The 23,592-nt window shown below is 41.2% G+C and carries 21 protein-coding genes, 1 pseudogene and 1 riboswitch; of the genes and pseudogenes, 1 reads left to right on the plus strand and 21 read right to left on the minus strand.

Annotation, left to right across the window (positions count from 1 at the left end; genetic code table 11):
* Positions 1-220 precede the first annotated feature (220 nt).
* Positions 221-2,620: a YhgE/Pip domain-containing protein gene (locus tag D8793_RS02145; protein WP_125370735.1), complete on the minus strand. Its 2,400-nt coding sequence runs from the start codon at positions 2,618-2,620 to the stop codon at positions 221-223.
* 141 nt (positions 2,621-2,761) lie between these two features.
* Here D8793_RS02145 and D8793_RS02150 point away from each other — a divergent pair, with 141 nt between their 5' ends.
* Positions 2,762-3,292 carry a TetR/AcrR family transcriptional regulator gene (locus D8793_RS02150; RefSeq protein ID WP_125370734.1) on the plus strand — a complete coding sequence of 177 codons (531 nt, stop codon included), beginning with the start codon at positions 2,762-2,764 and terminating at the stop codon, positions 3,290-3,292.
* A 104-nt stretch (positions 3,293-3,396) separates the two neighbouring features.
* Here the strand turns inward: D8793_RS02150 and rpsD are convergent, their stop codons facing one another.
* The 20 genes and pseudogenes from rpsD to D8793_RS02245 all read right to left on the minus strand — a co-directional run bounded on the left by rpsD (position 3,397) and on the right by D8793_RS02245 (position 23,440).
* The gene (gene rpsD / locus D8793_RS02155) at positions 3,397-4,008 is read right to left on the minus strand and encodes a 30S ribosomal protein S4 (protein ID WP_000092756.1); all 612 of its coding nucleotides are present in this window, start codon (positions 4,006-4,008) and stop codon (positions 3,397-3,399) included.
* A 252-nt stretch (positions 4,009-4,260) separates the two neighbouring features.
* Positions 4,261-4,983 (minus strand): ABC transporter ATP-binding protein, encoded by a 723-nt coding sequence (locus tag D8793_RS02160; protein WP_125370733.1) that lies wholly within the window; start codon positions 4,981-4,983, stop codon positions 4,261-4,263.
* Entirely contained in the window at positions 4,983-5,981 is a 999-nt protein-coding gene (locus D8793_RS02165) for an ABC transporter substrate-binding protein (RefSeq protein ID WP_185761005.1), read from the minus strand. Before D8793_RS02165 ends, D8793_RS02160 begins: the two co-directional genes overlap by 1 nt.
* Positions 5,982-6,023: 42 nt before the next feature.
* Positions 6,024-6,776 (minus strand): ABC transporter permease, encoded by a 753-nt coding sequence (locus D8793_RS02170; protein ID WP_125370731.1) that lies wholly within the window; start codon positions 6,774-6,776, stop codon positions 6,024-6,026.
* The gene (locus D8793_RS02175) at positions 6,739-7,029 is read right to left on the minus strand and encodes a thiamine-binding protein (RefSeq protein ID WP_045499954.1); all 291 of its coding nucleotides are present in this window, start codon (positions 7,027-7,029) and stop codon (positions 6,739-6,741) included. Before D8793_RS02175 ends, D8793_RS02170 begins: the two co-directional genes overlap by 38 nt.
* A 220-nt stretch (positions 7,030-7,249) precedes the next feature.
* Positions 7,250-7,352, minus strand: a riboswitch (TPP riboswitch).
* Positions 7,353-7,436: 84 nt separating this feature from the next.
* Positions 7,437-8,060 carry an HAD family hydrolase gene (locus tag D8793_RS02180; protein ID WP_185761004.1) on the minus strand — a complete coding sequence of 208 codons (624 nt, stop codon included), beginning with the start codon at positions 8,058-8,060 and terminating at the stop codon, positions 7,437-7,439.
* A 204-nt stretch (positions 8,061-8,264) separates the two neighbouring features.
* The gene (locus tag D8793_RS02185) at positions 8,265-8,537 is read right to left on the minus strand and encodes a Veg family protein (protein WP_005592064.1); all 273 of its coding nucleotides are present in this window, start codon (positions 8,535-8,537) and stop codon (positions 8,265-8,267) included.
* A gap of 1 nt (position 8,538) precedes the next feature.
* A complete protein-coding gene (gene dnaB / locus D8793_RS02190; RefSeq protein ID WP_125370729.1) occupies positions 8,539-9,894 on the minus strand; it encodes a replicative DNA helicase in 1,356 nt (451 codons plus the stop codon).
* A 25-nt stretch (positions 9,895-9,919) separates the two neighbouring features.
* Positions 9,920-10,372, minus strand: a complete 453-nt coding sequence (rplI, locus tag D8793_RS02195) for a 50S ribosomal protein L9 (RefSeq protein WP_005591407.1) — start codon at positions 10,370-10,372, stop codon at positions 9,920-9,922.
* A 1-nt stretch (position 10,373) separates the two neighbouring features.
* The gene (locus D8793_RS02200) at positions 10,374-12,359 is read right to left on the minus strand and encodes a DHH family phosphoesterase (protein WP_185761003.1); all 1,986 of its coding nucleotides are present in this window, start codon (positions 12,357-12,359) and stop codon (positions 10,374-10,376) included.
* A gap of 287 nt (positions 12,360-12,646) precedes the next feature.
* Positions 12,647-14,557, minus strand: coding sequence for a tRNA uridine-5-carboxymethylaminomethyl(34) synthesis enzyme MnmG (gene mnmG / locus D8793_RS02205; RefSeq protein WP_125370728.1), 1,911 nt, complete (start codon positions 14,555-14,557; stop codon positions 12,647-12,649).
* Positions 14,558-14,948: 391 nt separating this feature from the next.
* Positions 14,949-15,095, minus strand: coding sequence for a hypothetical protein (locus D8793_RS11845; RefSeq protein ID WP_185761002.1), 147 nt, complete (start codon positions 15,093-15,095; stop codon positions 14,949-14,951).
* Between the two features lie 15 nt (positions 15,096-15,110).
* Positions 15,111-16,004, minus strand: coding sequence for an SDH family Clp fold serine proteinase (locus tag D8793_RS02210; protein ID WP_125370727.1), 894 nt, complete (start codon positions 16,002-16,004; stop codon positions 15,111-15,113).
* A 59-nt stretch (positions 16,005-16,063) separates the two neighbouring features.
* Positions 16,064-16,252, minus strand: a complete 189-nt coding sequence (locus D8793_RS02215; protein ID WP_125370726.1) for a hypothetical protein — start codon at positions 16,250-16,252, stop codon at positions 16,064-16,066.
* A gap of 8 nt (positions 16,253-16,260) precedes the next feature.
* Positions 16,261-16,481, minus strand: a pseudogene (locus tag D8793_RS02220) (NUDIX hydrolase); the annotation flags it as partial.
* 119 nt (positions 16,482-16,600) lie between these two features.
* Entirely contained in the window at positions 16,601-17,041 is a 441-nt protein-coding gene (locus tag D8793_RS02225) for an SseB family protein (RefSeq protein ID WP_125370725.1), read from the minus strand.
* Between the two features lie 21 nt (positions 17,042-17,062).
* Positions 17,063-18,184, minus strand: a complete 1,122-nt coding sequence (gene mnmA, locus D8793_RS02230; RefSeq protein ID WP_125370724.1) for a tRNA 2-thiouridine(34) synthase MnmA — start codon at positions 18,182-18,184, stop codon at positions 17,063-17,065.
* Between the two features lie 282 nt (positions 18,185-18,466).
* Entirely contained in the window at positions 18,467-19,003 is a 537-nt protein-coding gene (gene apf / locus D8793_RS02235; protein ID WP_125370723.1) for an aggregation-promoting factor, read from the minus strand.
* A 144-nt stretch (positions 19,004-19,147) separates the two neighbouring features.
* Positions 19,148-21,742, minus strand: coding sequence for a YfhO family protein (locus D8793_RS02240; protein ID WP_125370722.1), 2,595 nt, complete (start codon positions 21,740-21,742; stop codon positions 19,148-19,150).
* 75 nt (positions 21,743-21,817) lie between these two features.
* The gene (locus tag D8793_RS02245; protein WP_061909918.1) at positions 21,818-23,440 is read right to left on the minus strand and encodes an ATP-binding cassette domain-containing protein; all 1,623 of its coding nucleotides are present in this window, start codon (positions 23,438-23,440) and stop codon (positions 21,818-21,820) included.
* Positions 23,441-23,592 lie beyond the last annotated feature (152 nt).

Genomic DNA, 23,592 nt, shown 5'->3' on the forward strand with positions numbered 1-23,592 from the left:
TGTAACTAGAGCCATTTTACGGATGAAAACTTAAAGCAAGGCTAAAGAAAACTTAAAGAAAACAAAACATTCACATTTTCATACCGAATAAAATAGACTTGTGGAGAAAATCTACACAATAAAATTCTCTACTGTTTCACGTGAAACAAAAAAACTTGGTTTTGTTCACAAAACCAAGTTGTTCCTTTCGAAGAGAAAATAGTCTGCGCTCTTCTCTATTTTAAATAATTTCTTTCTTATCAGGACGATAGGCCATTGTACCTAAAGCCATGAAAATCAGTAAAGTTGCGGACAGGAAGGCTAGTTGCCCACCGATTTGACCATTCATCGAGATCGTTTCCCTCAGTCCTGACACCGCATAGCTCATCGGCAAGATTGGATTGAGCATTTGGAAGATTTCCGCCGTCAGGGGCAGCGGATAAGTACCAGCGCTGGAAGCCAACTGCAGGAGCAAGAGGATCAAGGAGATAAAGGCCCCAACCTTACTATCCCAAGTGACCAGAGTCGTCACAACCGCCATAAAGGCCATGCTGGCTAAAACAGTCAAGGCCAGCGTCATCCATTCGTAGTTGGCCTCAAGACCAATCAAATGAACCGCTCCATAGACCAAGATGCCTGCTAAAACAGAAATCAAGCCATTGACCTCCAGACGAGCCTTGAGCCAAGCTTTGCGAGAAGCTGGAACTTGACCAGAAGGGAGCGTGCCAAAAATAACATTGGTCGAAATCGCCGCCACAAAGAGAGCAACAGAAATCATGTAGGGAGCCATACCAACACCATTTTTACCGACTTGATCTTTATCTGTCTTTTTCAGCTCAACAGGGCCAGCCAAGGCTGCCGCATTGTCCTCTGTCACTGAAAGCTCGGACAATTGACCCTTGGCATCCGTCAACCCTGTATTTAGAGTCTGAGCGCCGATTGATAAATTTCCCAGCCCACTGTTTAAGGTCAGACCACCTGCTGCTAACTGCTGAGAACCATCTGCCATTTGAGTGGCACCTGTAGATAATGTTTGCATCCCTGTGACCAAAGTAGATGATTTATCATTTAATTGAGAGAGGCCTGAGCTGATTTGACCGATTCCTGAAGTCACTTGGTCATTATGGCTCGCTAAATTAGCCGCTCCTTGAGAAAGCTGGTCGACCCCTGTAGTATAAGCGGCTACTCCCTGAGCTACTTGAGAAAGGCCACCTGTATAAGCCGTAATGCCTTGAGAAAGGGTCGCTGAACCAGTGCTGGCAGAGGATAAAGCTTCATTTACTTGACCTAGACCACCATAGAGACCACTAATCATAGCTGAAGCACCTGGCAGGACTTGGTTGGCTGCTGCCGACAGCTGACTTGCCTGACTGCTGGCTGTTTGCAGCCCTTGCAGATTCGTTTGGATAGCTTGGACTTCCTGTACAATGGCTGCCGCTGCACTACTGCTAGAATCAGCACCGCCTGCTAGAGCGGCTTTTAGTTCTTCTTGCTCATCAGCAGAAAGTTTTTGGTAAGCAGCTGTGCCTTCCAAAGCTGCCATGGCTGCTGCCCGATCACTTTGCGCACTACTTGCCAAAGACTGGGCATTGGTCGCAATCGTCGTGAGAGAAGCCGCAATTGTTTCCGTTGGCAAGCTCGTTCCCGATGTGGCATTTTGAATGGCCGTATTGAGCTGATCTAGACCCGCCGTCAACTGAGCAACCTTTTCTTGATTAGCAGTAACGCTGCTATTAACGGAGGATTGCAGTTCTGCCAAACCGCTGTTTAGGCGCTCCACACCAGCGACTAATTCCTGTGAATTGCCCGTCAGTTGGTTGGTTCCATTTAGTAAAGTTTGTGACTGAGCGGTTAATTGACTGGCACCAGCTGAAAGCTGCCCAACTCCATCTGTATATTCCGTCATCTTGCTAGTAAAAGTCGGCAAGCCGGCATTGATCTGAGCCACTCCATTTGTGTATGCTACCAGACCTGTTGACAGCGCTGTGGCTCCATCTGAGAAAGTGAGGCTAGACTGAGCTAGACTTTCCAAGTTAGTAGACAGCTTTTGGCTACCGTTTGCCAGTTCCTGGCTACCTTCGGCCAATTTAGCTGTGCCATCGGCAGCTGTTCCAAGTCCACCTTTTAGCTTATCCATACTCGCAAAAAGGCTTGTCACATAGCTGTTTGTAATCTTCTGACTGACCGATTGCTTCATCGAAGTCATGGCAGAATCACTCATTTTGCTGGCGATAAAACTATGACCACTGGATGTTTGGTAGTGGATCGTAACTTGCTTAGGCTGATTGCTTAAGATACTAGCCGCATTGGCTGACAGATCCTTTGGCAGAGTCACCACCATGTAATAGTCGCCCTTTTCCAATCCCTTCTCTGCCTGATCCTTATCCACAAAATGAAAATCCATCGCTGCATTTTTCTTCATATCTTGAACCATATCTGAACCAATGGACAAGTCTTTTCCATATAAGCTCGCCTTCTGGTCCTGATTGACCACCGCTACTGGCAAATCAGAAAGCTTGCCATACGGATCCCACATAGAGCTCAAAAAAATCACATTATACAAGGCTGGAATCAAGGCAACCCCCAGCATGACTACAATAATCTTCGGTTTTTTGAAGATGGCTTTCCATTCTTTGAACATCTTTTCTCCTTTTTTATACACATTGTCTAAAAATTTGATATAATAGATTATACACAATAAAAAAATTAAGGCAAGCAGAAAAATCTATTTTTGTACATCTTGTCTAATTTTGTATAATTCAATAACAAAGGAAAGATTGAAATGACGGAAAGTAATAAACGTAAAAAAACCAAGGCCATCATTGAGAAAGCTATGGTTGACTTATTGCATCAAGAATCTTTTGACCATATTACAACAGTCGAATTGGCGCGAGCTGCTGGCATCAGTCGCAGTAGCTTTTATACCCACTACAAGGATAAATATGATATGATTGAGCGCTATCAGCAAGGCCTCTTTCATCAACTAGAACACATCTTTGAACACAATCGAGAAGATGTTGCAGTCGCTATCACAGAGGTCTTTCAGTTCTTGACCCAAGAGCCTCTTCTGGCTGCTCTCTTGACGGAAAACGGTACTAGAGAAATTCAAAATTTCCTACGCCACAAGCTCCAATCCTTACTTTCCCAAATCCTACAAGAACGGTTTCGCAATAAAGCTTTCAATCAAATCGAAAAGGAATACGGCATCGTCTACCTCGTTAATGCCTTCTTTGGCGTCTACCAGATGTGGATCGCCCGAGGCAGTAAGGAAAGCCCTGAACAAATGGCCAATCTCCTTTTAAAGATGCTATAAAACTCAACAACTAATAAAGACTGGGACAAGATATCCCAGCCTCTTTTTGTTAATCGAATAAAAAAGAAGCCGAAAACGGCTTCTGAATAAATTTCCAATAGAAATTAAAGCATCTTGTTGTAGAATTCAACGACAAGTGCTTCGTTGATTTCTGGGTTGATTTCATCGCGTTCTGGCAAGCGAGTCAATGAACCTTCTAATTTTTCAGCATCGAATGATACGAATGCTGGACGTCCAAGAGTAGCTTCTACTGCTTCAAGGATAGCTGGAACTTTCAATGATTTTTCGCGAACTGAGATCACTTGACCTGGAGTTACGCGGTATGATGGGATATCAACACGTTTGCCGTCAACAAGGATGTGACCGTGGTTTACGAATTGACGAGCTTGACGACGAGTAGTCGCAAGACCAAGACGGTAAACAACGTTATCCAAACGACGTTCCAAAAGAAGCATGAAGTTGAAACCAAGGATTCCGCCTTTGATTTTTGTAGCTTGTACGAACAAGTTACGGAATTGTTTTTCACCTACACCGTAAGTGAAACGAAGTTTTTGTTTTTCAGCCAATTGCAAACCGTATTCTGACAATTTAGAACGGTTGTTTGGTCCGTGTTGTCCTGGTACGTAGTTACGACGTGCCAATTCTTTACCTGTACCTGTAAGTGAAAGGCCAAGGCGACGAGCTTGTTTCCAAGATGGTCCTGTATAACGTGACATGTGTATGTCCTCCTGATATAAATAATATTTCGGTGGAAATAGTCACTTAGAAAGCCCTGATTCGTGCAGATGCCCTTCGCCTAAACAGCCAAGGTTACTTGTCATAAGACACCTGTTGACGAGCTTCATGCTTTCCTGCTGCTATTTCACACAAAGGCTATTGTACCATGAATACAGTCAAAAGTAAAGACTATTCTACAAAAAATCAAGCCCAGAGGCTTGATTAAAGTCATTTTTAGAAAACAAGGCAGCTTACAGCCCCAAAAGCTTCAAAATCTCCTGCTTGTATCGGAGCTTCTGCAGTTCCTTATCCTTGCTGTCTGACCAAGTCAGCTGGAGATCTGCTACGATTTGTCCAGGCCGATTTTTCAGAATATAGATGCGGTCACTGAGAGCCAGAGCTTCCTCGATGCTATGAGTAATAAAGAGGGTCGTCAGACCCAGCTTACGATGAATATCCAGATACCAAGTGTGTAGCTCCATCTTGGTCAACTCATCCAAGGCACTAAAGGCCTCGTCCAGAAGAAATAGCTTGTGACCGAACATATAGGTCCGCAGCAGAGCCACGCGCTGCCGCATCCCCCCGCTCAGCTCATGTGGATACTTGTCTGCCACATCAAAGAGTCCGAACTCCTTCAAAATCTGAGTAGCTTGCTCCGTCGCTTCCTTTTTGGATACCTTTCGGATAAGCAGGGGCAAGATGACATTGCCCAGCACTGTCTTGTGCTCCAACAGCAAGTCCTTCTGCAGCATATAACTTACCCTGCCCTTGGGATTTTCCTGCCCGTCTAGGACAATCCTGCCCGACTGGACCTCCAAAATCCCAGCAATCAGATTAAAGAGGGTCGATTTCCCGACTCCACTAGGCCCCAAAATCGCTACGACCTGGCCTGTCTCTACCTCTAGGCTGATATCTTTCAAAATCTGCTGCTCATTATAAGCATAGCTTACATTTTCAAGTTTGATTTCTGTCATTATTTTATATAATCGTTGCTAAATCCCTTGTCACTCAAGTCATTGTTCACGATGCCATTGTCCTTGGTCCATTTGTAAAAGGCATTCCAGCGGCTAGCCTCAAACTGACCCCACTTGTCCTTATCTGATGCATATTGCTCGGACAAATATTTTTGGGAAGCCAAGACAAAGTCTCGTTTGTTCTTCAGCTCTGGCGCATGCTTGATTAAAATATCCGCTGCTTCTTCAGGGTGCTCCATGGCATATTGATAGCCCTTCTTGATGGCTTGAAGAACCTTTTTCGCATCTTCTGGATTCTTCTTCAGATAGTCATTATTGGCAATGATGACTGGAGAATAATAGTCAAACTCCTTGACATAGTCCTTCATATAAAAGAAATTCGTGTCCATGCCCTGAGTCTTTGCCATGATACCGTCCCAACCATGATAAATCCAGGCTGCATCAAACAAGCCATTTTCAATCGGCGTAATAGAGTTGGAATCGTTGTTGGGAACCTTTTCCACCTCATCAAACTGACCGCCTTGGCTTTCGACCAAGGTTTTGAGCATGCCCAGCTCTACCGGATCATTCCAAGTGCCGTATTTCTTGCCAGCCAGATCCTTAGGGCTTGTGATCCCTGCAGATTTCTTGGAAATAATGCCCGAAGTATTATGCTCTACAATAGCCGCGACAGCTGTGATTTCTGCCCCCTTATCCAGTTTTTTAGCCATGGAGTCCTGGAAGTAAATACCAAAAGGTGCCTTGCCATTGATAATCAGATCCGAACTGCTATCTTCAGGCGGCAACTTGATATCCACATCCACGCCTGCTTCCTTGAAGTAGCCCTTTTCCTGAGCTACATAAAGGCCGGTATGGTTGGTGTTAGGTGACCAGTCTAGGATAAAATCAATCTTTTTATCCTTACTAGCAGACTCTGAGCCTGACTTACCACAAGCCGCTAGGCCAAAGATTGACACGGCAGCCAAACCTGCCAACAACATTTTATAAGTTTTTTTCATTATAATCCTCTTTTCTTTTTTGGAAATAGCAGAGCTGAGCTCTTATTTCCATTTAATGACATATTTTTCACTGACAGCCACCAGCTTCATCCCCAGCAGGCTGATAACCGAAACCAATATGATAATAGCAAACATAGTATCGTACTGGAAAAGTTTCTTGGACTGAATCATATAAACACCCAAGCCTTCGAAACCGCCCAGCCATTCAGAAACCACGGTCGTGATAAAGGCATAGGAAACACTGACGCGCAAGCCCGCATAGAAATAGGGAAGACTGGCTGGAATCTTAAAATGCCAGAGAATCTGCCAGCGATTGGCCTGCATAAGCTCAAAGAGAGTCAGAGTATCCCTATCACAATGCCGAAAACCGTCCAGAATACTGACGATAATCGGAAAAGTCGTCGTTAGAATAATGAGTACAATCTTAGGCAAAATCCCATAACCCAGCCAGAGAACCAGAATTGGCGCCAAAGCAATGGTCGGAATCGTCTGCACCACGACCATCATAGGGTAAATCAAATCATTGAGCCAGCTCATGCTGTCCATGAGCACAGCTAGTATACAGGCCAAGATGACACCCAAGACTAACCCCAGCAAGGCTACTTTTAAGGTGGCCCAGCTATGACTTGCTAGAAAGCTCGCATCTCTGATAAAGGCCTGACCGATTTCCAGAGGCGTCGGCAGGATAAACTTGGGCAAGAGCTTGAGCCAGCCCATGACCTGCCAGATGACAAGGATTCCCAGCATCCCCAAAAGGCTAATCTGCTGCCGCAGGATATTTTTCAAGTTTTTCATCAATACTTAAAATCTTTCCATAGTTTATTTTCACATTAGCAAAAACATTGTCTGCCTGAGTGCCTGCAAGCTCAATCGCCTGCTGCAGAATAGGAAATAAGGTCTCCCATTCCCCTTCTAGAACGGTCTCAAAAGGCGTCACGACCATCTTCACTGGCTGTTTTTGCAAAAACTCAATTACTTCCTCTATGACTGCCAAACGATTCACATCATGTGACAAAGGAAGAATTTGTAAAGCGATACTGGCTTTCATCTCTTCACCTCCTTACTTTCATGCTTCATCTGAGAATAATGTATGCAGATAGGATTAAAATTCACAAGAAAATAACTTGGTTTTTAAACAAAAAGACAGCGAGCTCCCTTTATAAACACCTTGCTTTCCATACAAAAACACCTTCTCCAATATGGAAAAGGTGTTGCATGCATCAGTAAACTAACTTGGCGAATAACTCGCCGTTTTAGCAAAACCACAAGGTCTTTACAAATACATTTCCCTACGCTGGCATTACCCAGATCAGGTGCGGTCGAAGCTTACACTTCCTCTCAGACTGTACACAGACTCCCATATATAGGATTATGATAACGCAATCATCAGCAAATGTCAAGATTGGAGCTTGGACTCACTACTTTTCAACTACAAGTGAATCAAACGATCATCAATCAGGCAAACTCTCCTTTCGCAGCCAACAAAGACTCCATAGCCCTGATATTCTCTGACTCACTTGTGGATAAGATGGTTTCAAAACCCAGTTCAGCTGCCGTATCCAAGTTAGCTTGAATGTCATCACTAAAGACTGACTCTGTCGGATCAAGACTATACTTTTTTAGTAGCTTTTGATAAATCTCTAGCTCTGGCTTGACAACCCCGACTTCTGAGGAAAGGATATAGCCCGACAGCAGTGGAAAGATGGGCAGCAAACCAGCTTTTTCAATACGGTAAAAAATCTCGCAAGTAGTTGACAGGATGTAAATGCGATAACCTTGATTAGCCCATAGTCGAATCTTTTCCTGTAAACCACTGTAAACCTCTACAACCTCATACCAATTGTAGAAGATATTCTGAACAGCAGGATGGTAGGAGTCATCCAGCTGAGCTAGCACTTCGTCACAGGCTTCTTTCAAGCTCAACTCTCCCTTGTCTGTTTGATGCCAGACACCCGAATCAAAAATAGCCTGTCTAAGAATCTGTCGACGCTCTTTCTCAGGTTCGAAAGTGGTCAAAATTTTCTCAGAATTCCATTCAATCAAGACATTTCCTAAGTCAAAAACCAAATTTTTTATCATTTCTTTCACCAGCCCTTTCTCTATATGTAGGAGCTTTTGTAAGTTCTAGCTCATGCCATTGCAAATCCACCATTCGGCTGATCTTCACCATCCTTGGTATGGAATATTTAGGCTAAGAAAAATCCCAGAAATGAACTGTTCCTAAAAGTTGGGTTTTACCCAACTCTAGGAAGCAATACAAAGTTCTGGAATCACCTATTATTCTTAGTCAAAATAGCGAATTAAATTTTTCTCTGTCAAAATATCTGAGTAAGTATAGGACTCCACATAGGTGTTGGCAATTTCACCCGGCTGCCCCCCTTCATTTTCATACTCAACGATAAATAGAGAAGGATAAACTTCAATCAAACGACCTTGTTTACTTTTTTGGCGCTTACGGCCATTTTCCAAGGTCATCTCTACCATTTGCCCCTCGTGAGCCTTGATGTCCTCCTTGATTTTCTTCATTTTTGCTACATCTGTAAATGCATCACTCATACTATATATCCTCTCTTTTAGAAATACTTGAAAATTTATTATATTCTTTTTGGAAAATCAGCTCAACCGTACCACGCGCCCCGCTACGGTTTTTCTCAATAATGACTTCAACCTTGTTGTTAGGAATTCCTTCCTCTTCCTCACCGGCCCGTTCATAATAGTCGTCTCGGTAAAGAAAGGCTACGATATCCGCATCCTGCTCGATAGACCCAGACTCCCGAATATCAGACAGTACTGGGCGCTTGTCCTGCCGTTGCTCCACGCCACGCGAGAGCTGACTCAGCGCAATAACCGGCACCTTGAGCTCCTTCGCCAAAATCTTAAGCTGGCGGGAAATTTCCGAAACTTCCTGCTGGCGGTTTTCACGACCCGTTCCTGTAATCAGCTGCAGGTAGTCAATCAAAATCAGACCAAGATTCCCTGTCTCCTGAGACAACTTGCGAGCTCGCGAACGAATCTCCGTAATCCGAATCCCCGGCGTATCATCGATATAAATACTCGCATTAGCCAGATTCGCTGTCGCAATGGTATATTTCTGCCACTCTTCATCTGTCAATTGCCCTGTACGAATGGAATGAGAGTTAATCACTCCCTCTGAGGCCAGCATCCGGTCCACCAGACTCTCGGCCCCCATTTCTAGGGAGAAGATAGCCACTGTCTTATCCAGCTTGGTCCCGATATTCTGGGCGATATTGAGGGCAAAGGCCGTCTTTCCGACCGCAGGGCGAGCAGCTAGGATGATTAACTCTTCTTCGTGCAAGCCTGTCGTCATCTTATCCAACTCACGGTAACCCGTCGCAATCCCCGTAATATCAGTAGTTTGCTGAGAACGGGCTTCTAGATTAGCAAAGTTAAGATTTAGAATATCTTGAATATTTTTAAACCCACTGCGGCTGGCTGTTTCACTGACATCAATCAAGGCCTTTTCCGCACCCGCAATGATTTCCTCGGATGGTCTTTCCCCATCATAGGCTTGATTGATGGATTCTGTCAAGCGTGAAATCAAGCGGCGTAAGATTGCTTTTTCAGAAACGATCTTGGCATAGTACTCTGCATTGGCAGAAGTCGGCACAGAATTAACGACCTCCACCAGATAGCTCAAACCACCAATATTCTGCAAGTCTCCTTGGCTATCCAAAATATTGCGAACGGTGGTCGCATCGATAGCATCCCCACGATCCGCCAAGTCAATCATGGCCTTAAAAATCAGCCGATGGGCATATTTAAAGAAATCCCCAGGCTCAATATATTCACGGACAAAGACCAGTTTGCTCTCATCGATGAAAATGGCCCCTAGTACAGACTGTTCTGCTAAAATATCTTGAGGCTGAGCTCGCAACTCATCAATCTCTGCCATAGGTGAATCCTTCCTTTAATCCTTTTTACCCTTCCGTAACTCGCAGGCGAATCACACTTGTCACATCTTGGTAAATCTTTACAGGAACATCAATCAAACCAATCGAACGAATGGGAGAATCAACCTTGATATTCCGTTTGTCAATTTTTAGACCAAATTGCTTTTGTAGTTCATCAGCAATTTTTTTATTAGTAATCGAACCGAAAGTCCGTCCGTCTGGGCCGACCTTCTCTGTAAAAGCAACAACTGTTGCTTCTTCTTCTAACTTAGCCTTAATAGCTTGAGCTTCTGCCACCATCTCTGCGTGAGCCTTTTCCTGAGATTTTTGCTTTCCTCTCAACTCACCGATAGCTTGTGCATTGGCTTCCTTAGCCAGATTTTTCTTAATCAGGAAATTTTGAGCATAGCCAGTAGGCACTTCCTTGATTTCCCCTTTTTTCCCTTTTCCTTTTACATCCTCTAAAAAAATAACTTTCATTTTATTTCTCCTTTTCTATTGATTCCTCATTATCCATCACTTGATCCATAATCTCTTGATTTAGACGTTGAGTGACTTCAGCAACCGTTTGATCGCTAACTTGCGCTGCTGCCAGATTAAAGTGGCCGCCACCACCCATTTTCTCCATAATCCGCTGAACATTGATCTTACTGCGACTACGAGCTGAAATGGATACGTAACCCTCAGTATTCCTGCTGACCACAAATGTTGCTTCAATGCCCGACATGGCAAGCATGGTATCAGCTGCCTTACTAATGACGACTGTATCATAGCTAGCATTTTCAGCACCCGCTGCTACAATCACATTTGGCAAAAGCTTCTTACCTGTCAAAATCAGCTCATTGACTGCTCGATACTCTTCAAAATTCGTCGAAGAAATATCCTGAATGACCACACTATCACTGCCCCGAGCCCGCAAATAACTAGCTACATCAAAGGTTCGGCTCGTCACTCTGGAGGTGAAATTCTTGGTGTCTAGCATAATCCCAGCCATGAGTAAACTGGCTTGAATTTTATTCAGGCGATTCTTCTTGGAATTTTGAAACTGAATCAGCTCCGTTACCAATTCGCTGGCACTGCTAGCTCCACTTTCGATATAGGCGATGACTGCATTTTCAGGAAAATCCTCATCACGACGGTGATGATCCACCACAATCGTCTGACTAAATCGGTCAAACAATTCCCTTGAAAGCGTTAAGGCCAGCTTCGAGTGGTCCACCATTATCAAGAGTGAGCGACTGGTCACTCGGTTTACGGCTTCCGAGATCGGCAAAAGATAATCAGCGCCTTCTGACGTCAATTTTTGAATAGAGCGATAGATATCCGAGCCCATCTGTTGGTCATCATACACAACATAGGCTTTCTCAATGATATTGCTAGCAAAAAGCTGCATACCCACTGCGGAGCCTAAGGCATCCAAATCAAGATTGCGATGACCAACCACAAAAACCTGATCTACACTCTTGATTTTATCTGAAATAGCTACCATCATAGCCCTCGTACGCGTGCGTGTACGTTTGACAGATGCAGCCGTTCCACCACCAAAGTAAACTGGATTCTTGGTATCGTCATTCTCTTTGACAACCGCTTGGTCACCACCCCGGACCTCAGCTAAGTTAAGATTAAGGAGGGCAATCTTACCAATTTCATCATGCTTACCATCCCCATAAGAAAAGCCCATACTAAGCGTCAGAGGAAGTTTTCGATTCTTGGCTTCTGTCCGAAATTGATCAATGATCGAAAATTTACTATCCATCAGTTGTTCCAAAACCGTATAATCCGTGAAAAGATAATAACGATCCATTCCCACCCGACGGTAGAACATATGAAACTGCTCAGAAAACTCTGCTACAAAGTTAGCTACAAAGCTATTGATATGACTGATATCTGAATCTGATACAGCATCTTCTAAATCATCATAATTATCAACTGAGACAACACCGATAACCGGTCGAGTTGTAACTAGCCCAACTGTTGCTTCATACTCACTTGATGCATCAAAAAAGTACAGGACACTAGAAGCTGAATCAAAATAAACAGAATACTGATTATCTCCTACTGTTGCATAGCTACCCGATTTCGAAGCAGCAAGGTGGATAATTTCCTGCAGGAGATCACTATTTAGCTCCCCATCATCCGTTGTAAAAATCAATTCAGCATAAGGATTGAACCAGTCCACATCTCCACTATTTTCATTGATTTTAATCACACCAACTGGCATCTTATCCAACAAAGAAGCTAAACTTCCCTCTGCTTGATGATTGACATAGCGAATCTGCTCAAGCTCGTCCAATTCAGTCACTCTTTGCTGCTGTATAAATAGCCAAACCAAGAGCGCCAACACTGTAAAAAGAGACACCAGCATAGGCAAACTATCACCAAAAAGGCGTAGACAAATAGCTAATATGATAAAGGAAGTAAACCCCACTATCGCAAAGTGGCTCGGGGAAAAACGAATTCTTTTCATAAAAAAACCTCTTATTGCGCCATTTTACCATATTTTCTTAAAAAAAGCGAGTTTTCACTGCCTCTGGATACTTGTGAAGCAAGAAAGACTCAAATCCTAGATCTATTCTCAAACAAATATTCACAATCAATTTACAAGATGTGTAAATCTTGTAAATTTTATTAAACAAAAAGTTGACAGTAGTTGTAAATATTTCTCTATATAAAAGAGATTTTTTGTAAATATTTATTTACAAACGTGTAAATTATGCAAAAACGTACTATCAATAAAATAGTACGTTAATATGTCTACGATTTTGCTTTGTTTTTAGAAATGCTTCTAGACTTACCTTCCAAATAAACCATCAAAATAGAAATATCTGCTGGATTGACACCCGAAATACGGCTTGCCTGACCAATCGTTTCTGGATTGATTTTCTTAAACTTTTGTCGTGCTTCTGTCGCAATCGAATCAATATCATCCCAATCAATATTGGCTGGAATCCGCTTCTCTTCCATGCGTTTCATCTTCTCAACCTGATCAAGAGCTTTAGAAATATAGCCTTCGTACTTAATCTCTGTCTCAATTAGCTCGATAATCTTTTCATCCAATTCTTCTGCCGCTGGACCAATGAATTGAACCACATCTTGATAAGACACTTCCGGTCGCCGCATAAATTCTTTGGCTGTCACTGCATCCGTCAGAGGCTTAAAGCCAAGCTCTTCTACTTTAGCGTTGGTTTCCTTGACAGGTTTTAGTTTGATAGATTCCAAACGCTTCATTTCATTGTCAAACTGATTCTTTTTAATCTCGAAACGAGCCCAGCGCTCATCATCTACCAGACCAATTTCCCGTCCCATCTCTGTCAAACGCATATCGGCATTGTCATGTCGGAGAATCAAACGGTACTCCGCTCGGCTAGTCAAGAGGCGATAAGGTTCTACAGTCCCCTTGGTCACCAAATCATCAATCATGACTCCAATGTAACCATCACTACGCTTCAAGATCAACTCTGGCTTCCCTTGGATCTTCAAAGCCGCATTAATCCCAGCGATAATTCCTTGACCAGCAGCTTCTTCGTAACCAGAAGTCCCATTGGTCTGACCTGCTGTAAAGAGCCCTGAAATTTTCTTGGTTTCCAAGGTTGCTCGCAACTGGTGGGGCATAATCATATCATACTCAATGGCATAACCTGTCCGCATCATCTCAGCATTTTCTAGACCCTTGATAGAGTGAACCAAGTCCTTTTGTACATCTTCTGGCAGACTGGTTGACAGCCCCTGCACATAAACCTCTTCTGTATCACGTCCCTCAGGCTCTAAGAAAAGCTGGTGGCGTTCCTTGTCTGCAAAACGGACGATCTTATCCTCAATAGACGGACAATAACGTGGTCCTACTCCTTTAACGATACCTGAAAACATAGGAGCACGGTGCAGGTTCTTTTGGATAATTTCGTGACTTTCCGCATTGGTATAAGTCAACCAGCAAGGCACTTGATCTTTCACATAGTCTTCATCACGAGATGTGTAGGAGAAATGATTGGCTTTTTCATCACCTGGCTGAATTTCGGTCACATCATAATTGATAGATGAGGCCTTGACACGCGGAGGAGTTCCAGTTTTAAAACGACCAATTTCAAATCCTAGGTCACGCAGATTATCTGCCAATGGAATCGCCGCTAGGCTATGGTTAGGACCAGATGAATACTTGAGATCACCAATAATAATCTCTCCCCGCAAGGCTGTTCCAGTTGTAACAATGACAGCTTTAGCTGCATATTCCTGTTGCGTCGCTGTCTTAACCCCAATGACCTTACCATCTTCTACCAAGATTTCATTAATCATGGTTTGCCGCAGAGTCAGATTTTCTTGATTTTCAACAGTCTTCCGCATTTCTTTGGAATAAAGCTCTTTATCTGCCTGCGCCCGAAGAGCCCGAACTGCAGGTCCTTTACCAGTATTGAGCATTTTCATCTGGATATAGCTCTTGTCAATATTCTTGGCCATCTCTCCGCCCAAAGCATCTACTTCACGAACGACAATGCCTTTTGCAGACCCTCCAATAGATGGATTACAAGGCATAAAAGCCAGCATCTCAATATTGATAGTTGCTAGCAGAACTTTACATCCCATGCGACTGGCAGCCAGAGAAGCTTCTACCCCAGCGTGCCCCGCTCCAATCACGATAACATCATAACTTTCAGTAAAATTGTGTGTCATTTCTTTTTCCTTCATTTTTTCACCAAAAAAGGCCAAGTCTCTAGAAGTGCAGGACAAAAAAGCCTGCAACATCCATGAGCTTTGACCATCATAGGTATTGCTTATCTTATTTTAGCAAATTGAGCGAAATTGTCAATCTAAATGTACTATGATTGACGAATTGCTCTCTAACCTATCTCCCACTTCTTCAAGATATTCTCTGAGACCTTCATATCGCGGAAGTTAACTCTTCGCAAAATCATCCACCTTACATCAAATTACCAGTCCCTTAATCACTCAATTTCTTCAAAATTTTTTATAACCCAGCAATTATTTAGTAAAAAAAGAGTTCTTAGAAAATATTCTAAAAACTCTATATTAATACTAATAATCTCCTCGTATGATATTAAAATCAATAAGTAATTACTCTGATTTCTGAGCTAATTTTTCCAGATTTGGCAATTTCTTTGAGCTCTTTAATCTCTTTAATCCTAGCTATTTCTTTAGTATTTTGTAAGCTACTATATAATTTTTCAATTTGTTCCATTGTGTAAATCATGACTATCCTCCTTTATTAATTGTCCGACACCATGTAAGCGTTCGAGGAGCTTTCGATTATCTTAGACACTCTTGTATTTTGCAGAGTTACCATACAAGCATGGTGTAAACTCAATACTGCATTCTGAAATTCTTGATCATTCTCTAAAGGAGAGATCTTTAATCCCATTTCCTGGCCTGATTTTATATTAAAATGTCTAGCATGAACTTTAGAGTTTTCATGTTCATTTAAGTTTTTAACTATATTAGTAATCACATCTTTTTTGTCTTCCCCAATGAACATAACTTCTGTAAGCCATTTTTCAATAAGTTCAGCAGATAAAGCCACTGCATCCTGTGCAAACTTTACAAAAGCGGGCGGATACTTAGACAACAAGATATGCCAGTAATCTACATTTGGATTTGGTTGGCCTAACTCTGTATAAGCATCTTCAAATTCAGAAATGATATTATATGCAGGTAAACCCGAAATTTGCGGATCTACAGGTCCAATACTAGAATGCTTTCCCATCCAAATTTTTTTAGAGGCACATGAAATCATAGTTCCTGCAGACATAGCCATATGTGGTATAACAACTTCTATATCATCATTAAAAACTTCCCTGAGATATGAAACAATAGACTCGGCAGCATTAGGATCACCCCCAGGTGTATGCAAAAGTAGAGTTAGACCTTTCTCCCTATCCATACCTTTCATTACACTCATAAAGCCTTCCATATCGCTATCGTTTATATCAATAGAACTAACCCTGTTTTGAAGCCATCCAGAGTAATAGCAGATGACATTTCTATTTATTTGCTTTTCTAAGTGTTCAAAATATTTATGCCTAATAAGGTCATATCTAGAAGGGATATTAGTTGTTTCAGTCAAAATATCAGACCAATTACCACCATTAACTTCAAAATCCATAGCATTCCCTCCTTTATTGGAATATTGTAACACAATCACATTAATAAATCAATTGGGGACTAAGCCAAAGCTCTTCCAAAACACTTTTTCCCATTAAAAAATATCTCACCATGTATTCTCCCTTCAACAGGAATATCCCAACAAGTTAGATAAACCTTGGGATGTCCTCTTTTAATTTCCGAACGCTGAATGAGCAAATAATCACCGCCACTATGAACAAGTACATGGGCAATGAGCTTAACCATCATTTTCTCTCCTATTCCTCAAGATGGATGTGTCGCAGTTGACCGTCCCAATCTGGTAGGGCTGTTTTAAAAAAGGCTGGAACCAGCTGGAAATCCTCGAGTTTATCCAAGTTAATCCACTCACAGGGCTGCGTTTTCTCATCTTCCTGCATGGTCAATGGGGATCCTCAAGTAAGTCTACCAGATAATGAAACTCGATGTTGTGATAGGAAACACCGTCTTCTTCAAAACGACACAAAAACAGTCAAAACTCCAAAGAAGTGCAGGACAAAAAAGCCTGCAACATCCATGAGCTTTGACCATCATAGGTATTGCTTATCTTATTTTAGCAAATTATGTTGAATTGTCAATCTAAAGCAACTCAGATTGGCGAATCGCTTCAAAAGCTTCTTTATCAATCTCGACAGATTCAGAGAATGCGTCTAGAACAATCCCTCTTAATGGAAATCTCCCTCTGCCTTCAACTGCAAACAAACAATCTGTGACAGGCAGTTGCAACCAAGAAAAGCGATCATAGTATTCTTTTGGAATCTCTTGCTCGTTTGAGAAACAGGGATAGAAATAATCATCTCCCTTCTGCAGAATATCGGGTTTTAGGCGAACACCTTCTTGACCTTCACTTTCATCCATTAGATAAGCATTGAAGGGAACCCAAACTTTAGATTGCTTTAATACCTTAAATAATGCCTCTATAGATTCTGTCGTTTTCTCATGCAAATACTGCTTCTTGTAGTCAGAAAGAGTTTCAAGGCCGTCCTTCTCATCAGTCTTTTTCTTAAAAAATTGAAACATTCTCGTTCCTCTTGTAGTTACTTAAATGTACTGCAAGACTTGACCATTCTTATAAGCTCTGTCAATCAATCCTCCACCTAAACACTCTTCTCCATCATAGAAAACGACTGCTTGGCCTGGAGTAACCGCCCTTTGTGGTTGATCGAAGTTGACAACTGCCTTGTCACCCTTTACAGTAACTGTCACTTTGGAATCGGGCTGCCGATAACGGAACTTAGCTGTACATTCCATAGTAAACTCTTCTGGCATTTCTTTTGTAAAATGAACCTGACTAGCGTCAAGGCTAGTTGACATCAAATTGTCATGATAAAATCCTTGACCCACATAAAGGATATTTTGGCTAAGGTCTTTTCCGACCACAAACCAAGGTTCATTCTCACCACCCTGCTGACCACCAATTCCAAGACCACCCCGCTGGCCAATGGTATAATACATGAGTCCTGCGTGCTGACCCATATCTCGGCCATCCATTGTCATCATGCGACCAGGCTGGGCTGGTAAATATTGACTCAGAAATTCTTTAAAATTCTTCTCACCAATGAAGCAAATGCCAGTTGAGTCTTTTTTCTTAGCAGTGGCCAAGCCAGCTCTTTCAGCAATCGCTCTAACTTCTGGCTTTTCTAAATGACCCAGAGGAAACATAGTCTTCTGAAGTTGTTCCTGTGATAGTTGGCTTAGGAAGTAAGTCTGATCCTTATTGTTGTCCTTGCCACGCAGCATGTGAACCAAGCCATCTTGGTCTCTCTTCACCTGAGCATAGTGACCCGTTGCAACGTAATCAGCGCCCAGTGTCAAGGCATAGTCAAGGAAGGCTTTAAACTTGATTTCCTTGTTACACATGACATCTGGATTTGGAGTCCTACCAGCTCGGTATTCCGCCAAGAAGTATTCAAAAACACGTTCCCAGTACTCTTTCTCAAAGTTGACAGAGTAGTAAGGAATGCCAATCTGGTCTGCAACAGCTGCTACATCTTTGTAATCTTCTGTGGCTGTGCAGACACCAAATTCATCTGTGTCGTCCCAGTTTTTCATGAAGATGCCAATCACATCGTAACCTTGCTCTTTCAAGAGCAAGGCAGTTACTGATGAATCAACACCTCCGCTCATACCAACAACGACACGAATCTTAGAGTTATCACTCATTGTGTTCTCCCATCTTTTCGTTATTTCACGATTGAAGGTCGTGCTGTGCTTTCAACGATTGAAGGTCGCTTGAGCAAGGTCTATTATAGCATGATTTAGCAAGGAGAACAATGAATAACCTTTGCTCAATCTGATGATCTTTATAAGTTGTCAAGTAAATTTACAGTATTGTAAATACCTTGATGCAAAATATCATATTCCAAACAAAAATGTACTAATAATTATAAAAAAGGAACTAGAATGCAAATTCCAGTCCCTCTAAACATATTTCTAAATAAAGTTTTAATACCAGCCATTTGCTAACCAGAAATTTTTAGCAGCCGACCATGAGCCATAGCGACCTGCTACATAAGCATCCGCTGTCTTCTCTTGATTTTCTGGTGATAAATCTCCATTTAGATAGGCGATAGTCAACTGATAGCGACCATAGTATTGCCCATTTTGCGCTGTATAACTGCCGCTGGATTCTTTTTGAGCAATCCACTCCTTAGCCTCTGCATCCTCAGTACTCAAGCCAGAACTTGGGTTTACAGTAGATTGCTCAGCCTTATCTGATTTTTCAACAGTCACCTGCTCATATACATCATCGTCCAGTTCTAAAACCTGACCAACACTAATCAGATTGATATTGCTAATCTTGTTTTTTTGCGCAATATTGTCAACAGTCGTCTGATGAGAAGCAGCAATCGCGGACAAGGTATCACCTGACTTGACAGTATAACTTTCTGCATTGGCTACAATCGGAAGCAAAACAGCGGCTCCTGCCATCAAACTGAGCAAGCCTGCTTTCATCATTCTATTTTTAAAATACAAATTCATGTTTAGAATTCTCCTTTTCTGTGATATATCTATCCTAAAGCAAAAGTATTACAGAACTTTATTACTTTGATGAATTATATTACAGACTATTGAAGAACTTGTAAAAACAGACATATATTCTAAAGCTTTTTGATGATGTAAAGCCTATGCTGAACTATCTATATGTTTTTTGCTCCATTTAAATCGAACTCTATCATAGAAGAAAAATAAAACTATTCCTAAAATGAAAGCTGCAGTTCCTTCCTTTAATCCCCTTGGAACAAATGATAAAGTAACTCTACCTGCTCCTCTGTTCACATCAAGTTTCATAAAACCATTCTGCGCACGTTTTAACGGTACCTTCTTGCCATCTACACTAGCTGTCCACCCCTTATCATAAGGAATGGTGAAAAAGAGAGAACTATCTCTATCCGCATGATAATCAACCGTTACCGTATTGGATTTTGTCATCACAGAAACTTCTTGTTCTTTCAATTTACTTATGAGTTGCTGATATTTGTTTACATCCACAGAGAAGAACTCTGGTTGGTTAAAAGAAACAGTCCGATTCTCTGGGAAAGAAAATTGGATAGAAACCGTCTGTGCTTCCTTAAAGTAACCAATATTCAAAAATGGAAAAACATTATGAGTCGGGTAACGATTCGTGATTCCATTTACAGTGATATTGACATCGGTTTGATTATCGTTTGAAAAGTCAAGATCTGAAAGGTTGACATAAACTTGACTACCTGCAGGCACCTGAATTGTGTAAGTGACGCTAGCATAGCTTAACTGAGCATCATTTTCAATGCTTGCAGTTACTTTCCCTTCAGTTTCTTCCTCATTACCAACTATAGAAATCCGCTCATAATATTTATGCTTCAAACCTGATAATTGATTTAAAAAGGCTGTTTGATTGTCAAGCGTTAAATTTGTAAACTTGACATCTTTGTAAACATCATTGGTTAAGAAAGCCAAGCCCAAAGTATAATTGTTCTCATACAGTGTCATTGACCGCTCAGTCTTCTCTGCAGAAAAACCAAATTTCTGTGGGTCTCTTTCAGATAAGTTATATCTTACAGCAAAGATACTATCCATCAAAATAGTATTATTTTGATAGCGGAGATTGAGATTAGTTCCTGCCGATTTAAATCCTAATTTATCTAAAGTTGAGCTAGCTTGCGTATTTCTGACTGATGAAAATTGAGAAATTCCATTATAATTAAATTTCATACTGTCATTGCCAGTCTGAGGATCAAGCCTCTCTGTTCGAAAGAAATCTCTATTTTCCCTCTTACTATACTTGACAAGTTTGTCAATTTCATCCATCTTTTTCGAATAGGAAGAACGACTTGCAAAGACCCATTCTTTAGCAATACCATCGACCTGATAATAAGAGTTTAAGGTGAGCTCAAAAACCACAAAAAATAGTAAAGATAGTGTAAACATACTCTGCCTAACGTGACAACGAATAAAAGCAAAGCTGATTAACAGATAGGCAAAGAAAAACTCTAAAGTAAAAATGTAATTTTCAGGACCAAGAAAATCATAGCGTTTACTATAGTATAAAGTGGCTAGAAAACCAAAAGAAATGAGCAGGAAGCTAAGGAATACTTGCCACCATTTAACTTCCTCCAAACGATTGAGCGTTTCTGCAGCCATCAAAATGATAAGAAGAGAAAAAAGCCAAGAATAGCGATGTAAAAACATATTTGGCGCATGCATTCCCTGCCAGAGTAAATCCAAATACTGCAGTCGGAAGCTCACTATAAAAATGCCAATCAACAGAATGTAGGCAAGTTTCACGCGAAGCTTAATACTTTTTATCGTGAAAAACAAGATACTTAAAATGAGAGGAAATAGACCAACATAAATCATAGGAATAGAACCGTACTTAGTTGTGTCAAAACTTCCTATAAAATTTTTAGCAAAAATATCTAGATACCAACTTTTCTCAGTAAACAAGCCTTCAACCTTTGTCAAGGTCTCACCATGTGAACTCAGATCTAGATAAGTCGGCAAAATCATAATTAGACTAGTAAGCCCTGCTAATATTGACACGATCGCAAAATCAGGGAAAGACCGAATCCTGGCCTTAAAGTCCCAAGAGAGCTGAACGAGATACCAAAGAACTAAAAACAGAGCCATCATGTAACCAAAATAATAATTCTGGATAAAGAGAATTGACAAGCTTGCAAAGTATAAAACTCTCCCTTGTCCATTCATCAACTTGTGTAAACCAAAGATGATAAGGGGTACCAATATAAATACATCTAACCAAGTTTTAATTTCAAGTTGACTGACTGAGAAACTCATCAAAGAAAAGGAAGTTGACAGAATCAAGATTAGTGTGTCTGGAATTTTTTTAAATATCCCTTTAATACTGATACAAGTTGTCAAGCCAATCAAGCCAAACTTAATAAGAGTAAATAAGTAGACTGCATCTGGCATTGATTTTAAATCGAAAAAGTAGACAAAGGGGGAAAGGAAACTTCCTAGATAATAGCTGGAGAGAGCATAAAAATTTTGCCCTAATCCACTTGAAAATGTGTAAAAAAGACTATCCGTTCCATGAAGGATATTCCTCAATGTCGTATCAAATACGACATACTGATGGAAGCCGTCTCCAAGTAACGGCGCAGTATCGCTTCCCCAGTAAATACCTTGACTCAGATAAACGAAACACATAATGAGAAAAGGTAAGGTGAAGGAAGCTAAATAAAGCCAATTTTTATTAAAAAAATATCTGATTTTTTCCATGTTTCTTATAGAGAAAGAGGCCGAAACGTTGTTTCATGCCTCTGTAAACTTCTGTCAACTCATGTTGACAACTTATTAATCTTTCCAAAGTTCTTTGACTTTTGCCTGAACTTCTTGATTTTCCAAAAATTCATCATAAGTTTCGTCAATACGGTCAATCACACCATTTTTTGAGAGAACAATGATATGATTGGCCAAGGTTTGAATAAACTCATGGTCATGGCTAGCAAAGATGATCGACTCCTTAAAGTTCTTCAAACCATCATTAAGACTAGAAATAGATTCCAAATCCAAGTGATTAGTAGGATCGTCCAAAACCAAAACATTTGACTTGAGAAGCATCAGTTTAGACAACATAACCCGAACTTTTTCTCCACCTGACAAGACGTTGACAGGCTTGTTAACCTCATCGCCAGAGAAAAGCATCCGACCTAAGAAACCTCGAAGGAAGGTATTATCGTCTTCTTCTTTACTAGCAAATTGACGAAGCCAGTCAAGAATAGATTCACCACCAGCAAAGTCGCGAGAATTATCTTTTGGCAAATAAGAACGACTGGTTGTAACACCCCACTTGACAGTTCCTTCATAGTCGATATCTCCCATCAAGGCACGAATCAAGGCAGTTGTCTGGATATCATTTTGTCCAATCAAAGCTGTCTTATCACCAGGACGCAGGATAAAGCTGATGTTGTCAAGAATAGTCTCGCCGTCAATCTTGACAGAAAGATTTTCTACTGTCAAGAGATCGTTCCCGATTTCACGCTCCGCTTTAAAGCTGATAAATGGATATTTTCGACTTGACGGAACAATTTCTTCCAATTCAATCTTATCCAGCATCTTTTTACGAGATGTTGCCTGTTTAGACTTAGAAGCATTGGCAGAGAAGCGAGCCACAAACTCTTGCAATTGTTTGATTTTTTCTTCCGCCTTAGCATTTCGGTCAGCGAGCAACTTAGCTGCCAATTCACTTGATTCTTTCCAGAAATCATAGTTTCCGACATAAAGTTTGATCTTACCAAAATCAAGGTCAGCCATATGCGTACAAACTTTATTTAAGAAGTGACGGTCGTGGGATACGACAATAACTGTATTCTCAAAATCAATCAAGAAATCTTCCAACCAAGTGATAGACTGGATGTCCAAACCATTGGTCGGCTCGTCCAGAAGCAAGACATCTGGCTTGCCAAAAAGAGCCTTGGCAAGAAGGACCTTAACCTTGTCGCCATTCGACAATTCACTCATATTTTGATAATGCAAGTCTTCTGGAATATTGAGGTTTTGTAGCAATTGAGAAGCTTCACTTTCAGCTTCCCAGCCACCCAACTCAGCAAATTCTCCTTCCAGCTCAGCTGCTCGAACCCCATCCTCGTCAGAGAAGTCAGGCTTCATATAAATAGCATCTTTCTCTTTCATAATGCTGTAAAGGTGCTCGTTCCCCATGATAACTACATCAATGACCCGCTCATCCTCATAGTCAAAATGATTTTGACGCAAAACAGAAAGTCGCTCATCTGGACCCAAAGAAATATGGCCTGTTGTCGGCTCAATATCTCCAGCTAAAATTTTCAAGAAGGTGGACTTACCCGCACCATTCGCCCCAATCAGGCCATAAGTGTTTCCTTCTGTAAATTTAATATTTACTTCATCAAATAATTTTCGATCACTGAAACGCAGTGACACATCAGATACTGTAAGCAATGATTTTCTCCTATATATGTAGTCTCATCCATTTTACTAGAAAATTCTTCTTTTTTCAAATTATTATGGAATAAAAAACTATTTTAAGAGATAAAAATGCTCTCAACTTTGTAAACATGATGTAAATATATTGTCAAGCTGTTTATTTTAAA

The organism is Streptococcus cristatus (genome assembly GCF_003943465.1).
In the GTDB taxonomy this organism is placed as follows: Bacteria; Bacillota; Bacilli; order Lactobacillales; family Streptococcaceae; genus Streptococcus; species Streptococcus cristatus_C.

What these genes read in the sequence shown, in the direction of transcription:
- D8793_RS02145 (WP_125370735.1), bottom strand. Translation starts at nt 2,620, where the DNA reads ATGTTCAAAGAATGGAAAGCCATCTTCAAAAAACCGAAGATTATTGTA.
- D8793_RS02150 (WP_125370734.1), top strand. Translation starts at nt 2,762, where the DNA reads ATGACGGAAAGTAATAAACGTAAAAAAACCAAGGCCATCATTGAGAAA.
- rpsD (WP_000092756.1), bottom strand. Translation starts at nt 4,008, where the DNA reads ATGTCACGTTATACAGGACCATCTTGGAAACAAGCTCGTCGCCTTGGC.
- D8793_RS02160 (WP_125370733.1), bottom strand. Translation starts at nt 4,983, where the DNA reads ATGACAGAAATCAAACTTGAAAATGTAAGCTATGCTTATAATGAGCAG.
- D8793_RS02165 (WP_185761005.1), bottom strand. Translation starts at nt 5,981, where the DNA reads ATGAAAAAAACTTATAAAATGTTGTTGGCAGGTTTGGCTGCCGTGTCA.
- D8793_RS02170 (WP_125370731.1), bottom strand. Translation starts at nt 6,776, where the DNA reads ATGAAAAACTTGAAAAATATCCTGCGGCAGCAGATTAGCCTTTTGGGG.
- D8793_RS02175 (WP_045499954.1), bottom strand. Translation starts at nt 7,029, where the DNA reads ATGAAAGCCAGTATCGCTTTACAAATTCTTCCTTTGTCACATGATGTG.
- D8793_RS02180 (WP_185761004.1), bottom strand. Translation starts at nt 8,060, where the DNA reads ATGATAAAAAATTTGGTTTTTGACTTAGGAAATGTCTTGATTGAATGG.
- D8793_RS02185 (WP_005592064.1), bottom strand. Translation starts at nt 8,537, where the DNA reads ATGAGTGATGCATTTACAGATGTAGCAAAAATGAAGAAAATCAAGGAG.
- dnaB (WP_125370729.1), bottom strand. Translation starts at nt 9,894, where the DNA reads ATGGCAGAGATTGATGAGTTGCGAGCTCAGCCTCAAGATATTTTAGCA.
- rplI (WP_005591407.1), bottom strand. Translation starts at nt 10,372, where the DNA reads ATGAAAGTTATTTTTTTAGAGGATGTAAAAGGAAAAGGGAAAAAAGGG.
- D8793_RS02200 (WP_185761003.1), bottom strand. Translation starts at nt 12,359, where the DNA reads ATGAAAAGAATTCGTTTTTCCCCGAGCCACTTTGCGATAGTGGGGTTT.
- mnmG (WP_125370728.1), bottom strand. Translation starts at nt 14,557, where the DNA reads ATGACACACAATTTTACTGAAAGTTATGATGTTATCGTGATTGGAGCG.
- D8793_RS11845 (WP_185761002.1), bottom strand. Translation starts at nt 15,095, where the DNA reads ATGATTTACACAATGGAACAAATTGAAAAATTATATAGTAGCTTACAA.
- D8793_RS02210 (WP_125370727.1), bottom strand. Translation starts at nt 16,004, where the DNA reads ATGGATTTTGAAGTTAATGGTGGTAATTGGTCTGATATTTTGACTGAA.
- D8793_RS02215 (WP_125370726.1), bottom strand. Translation starts at nt 16,252, where the DNA reads ATGATGGTTAAGCTCATTGCCCATGTACTTGTTCATAGTGGCGGTGAT.
- D8793_RS02225 (WP_125370725.1), bottom strand. Translation starts at nt 17,041, where the DNA reads ATGTTTCAATTTTTTAAGAAAAAGACTGATGAGAAGGACGGCCTTGAA.
- mnmA (WP_125370724.1), bottom strand. Translation starts at nt 18,184, where the DNA reads ATGAGTGATAACTCTAAGATTCGTGTCGTTGTTGGTATGAGCGGAGGT.
- apf (WP_125370723.1), bottom strand. Translation starts at nt 19,003, where the DNA reads ATGAATTTGTATTTTAAAAATAGAATGATGAAAGCAGGCTTGCTCAGT.
- D8793_RS02240 (WP_125370722.1), bottom strand. Translation starts at nt 21,742, where the DNA reads ATGGAAAAAATCAGATATTTTTTTAATAAAAATTGGCTTTATTTAGCT.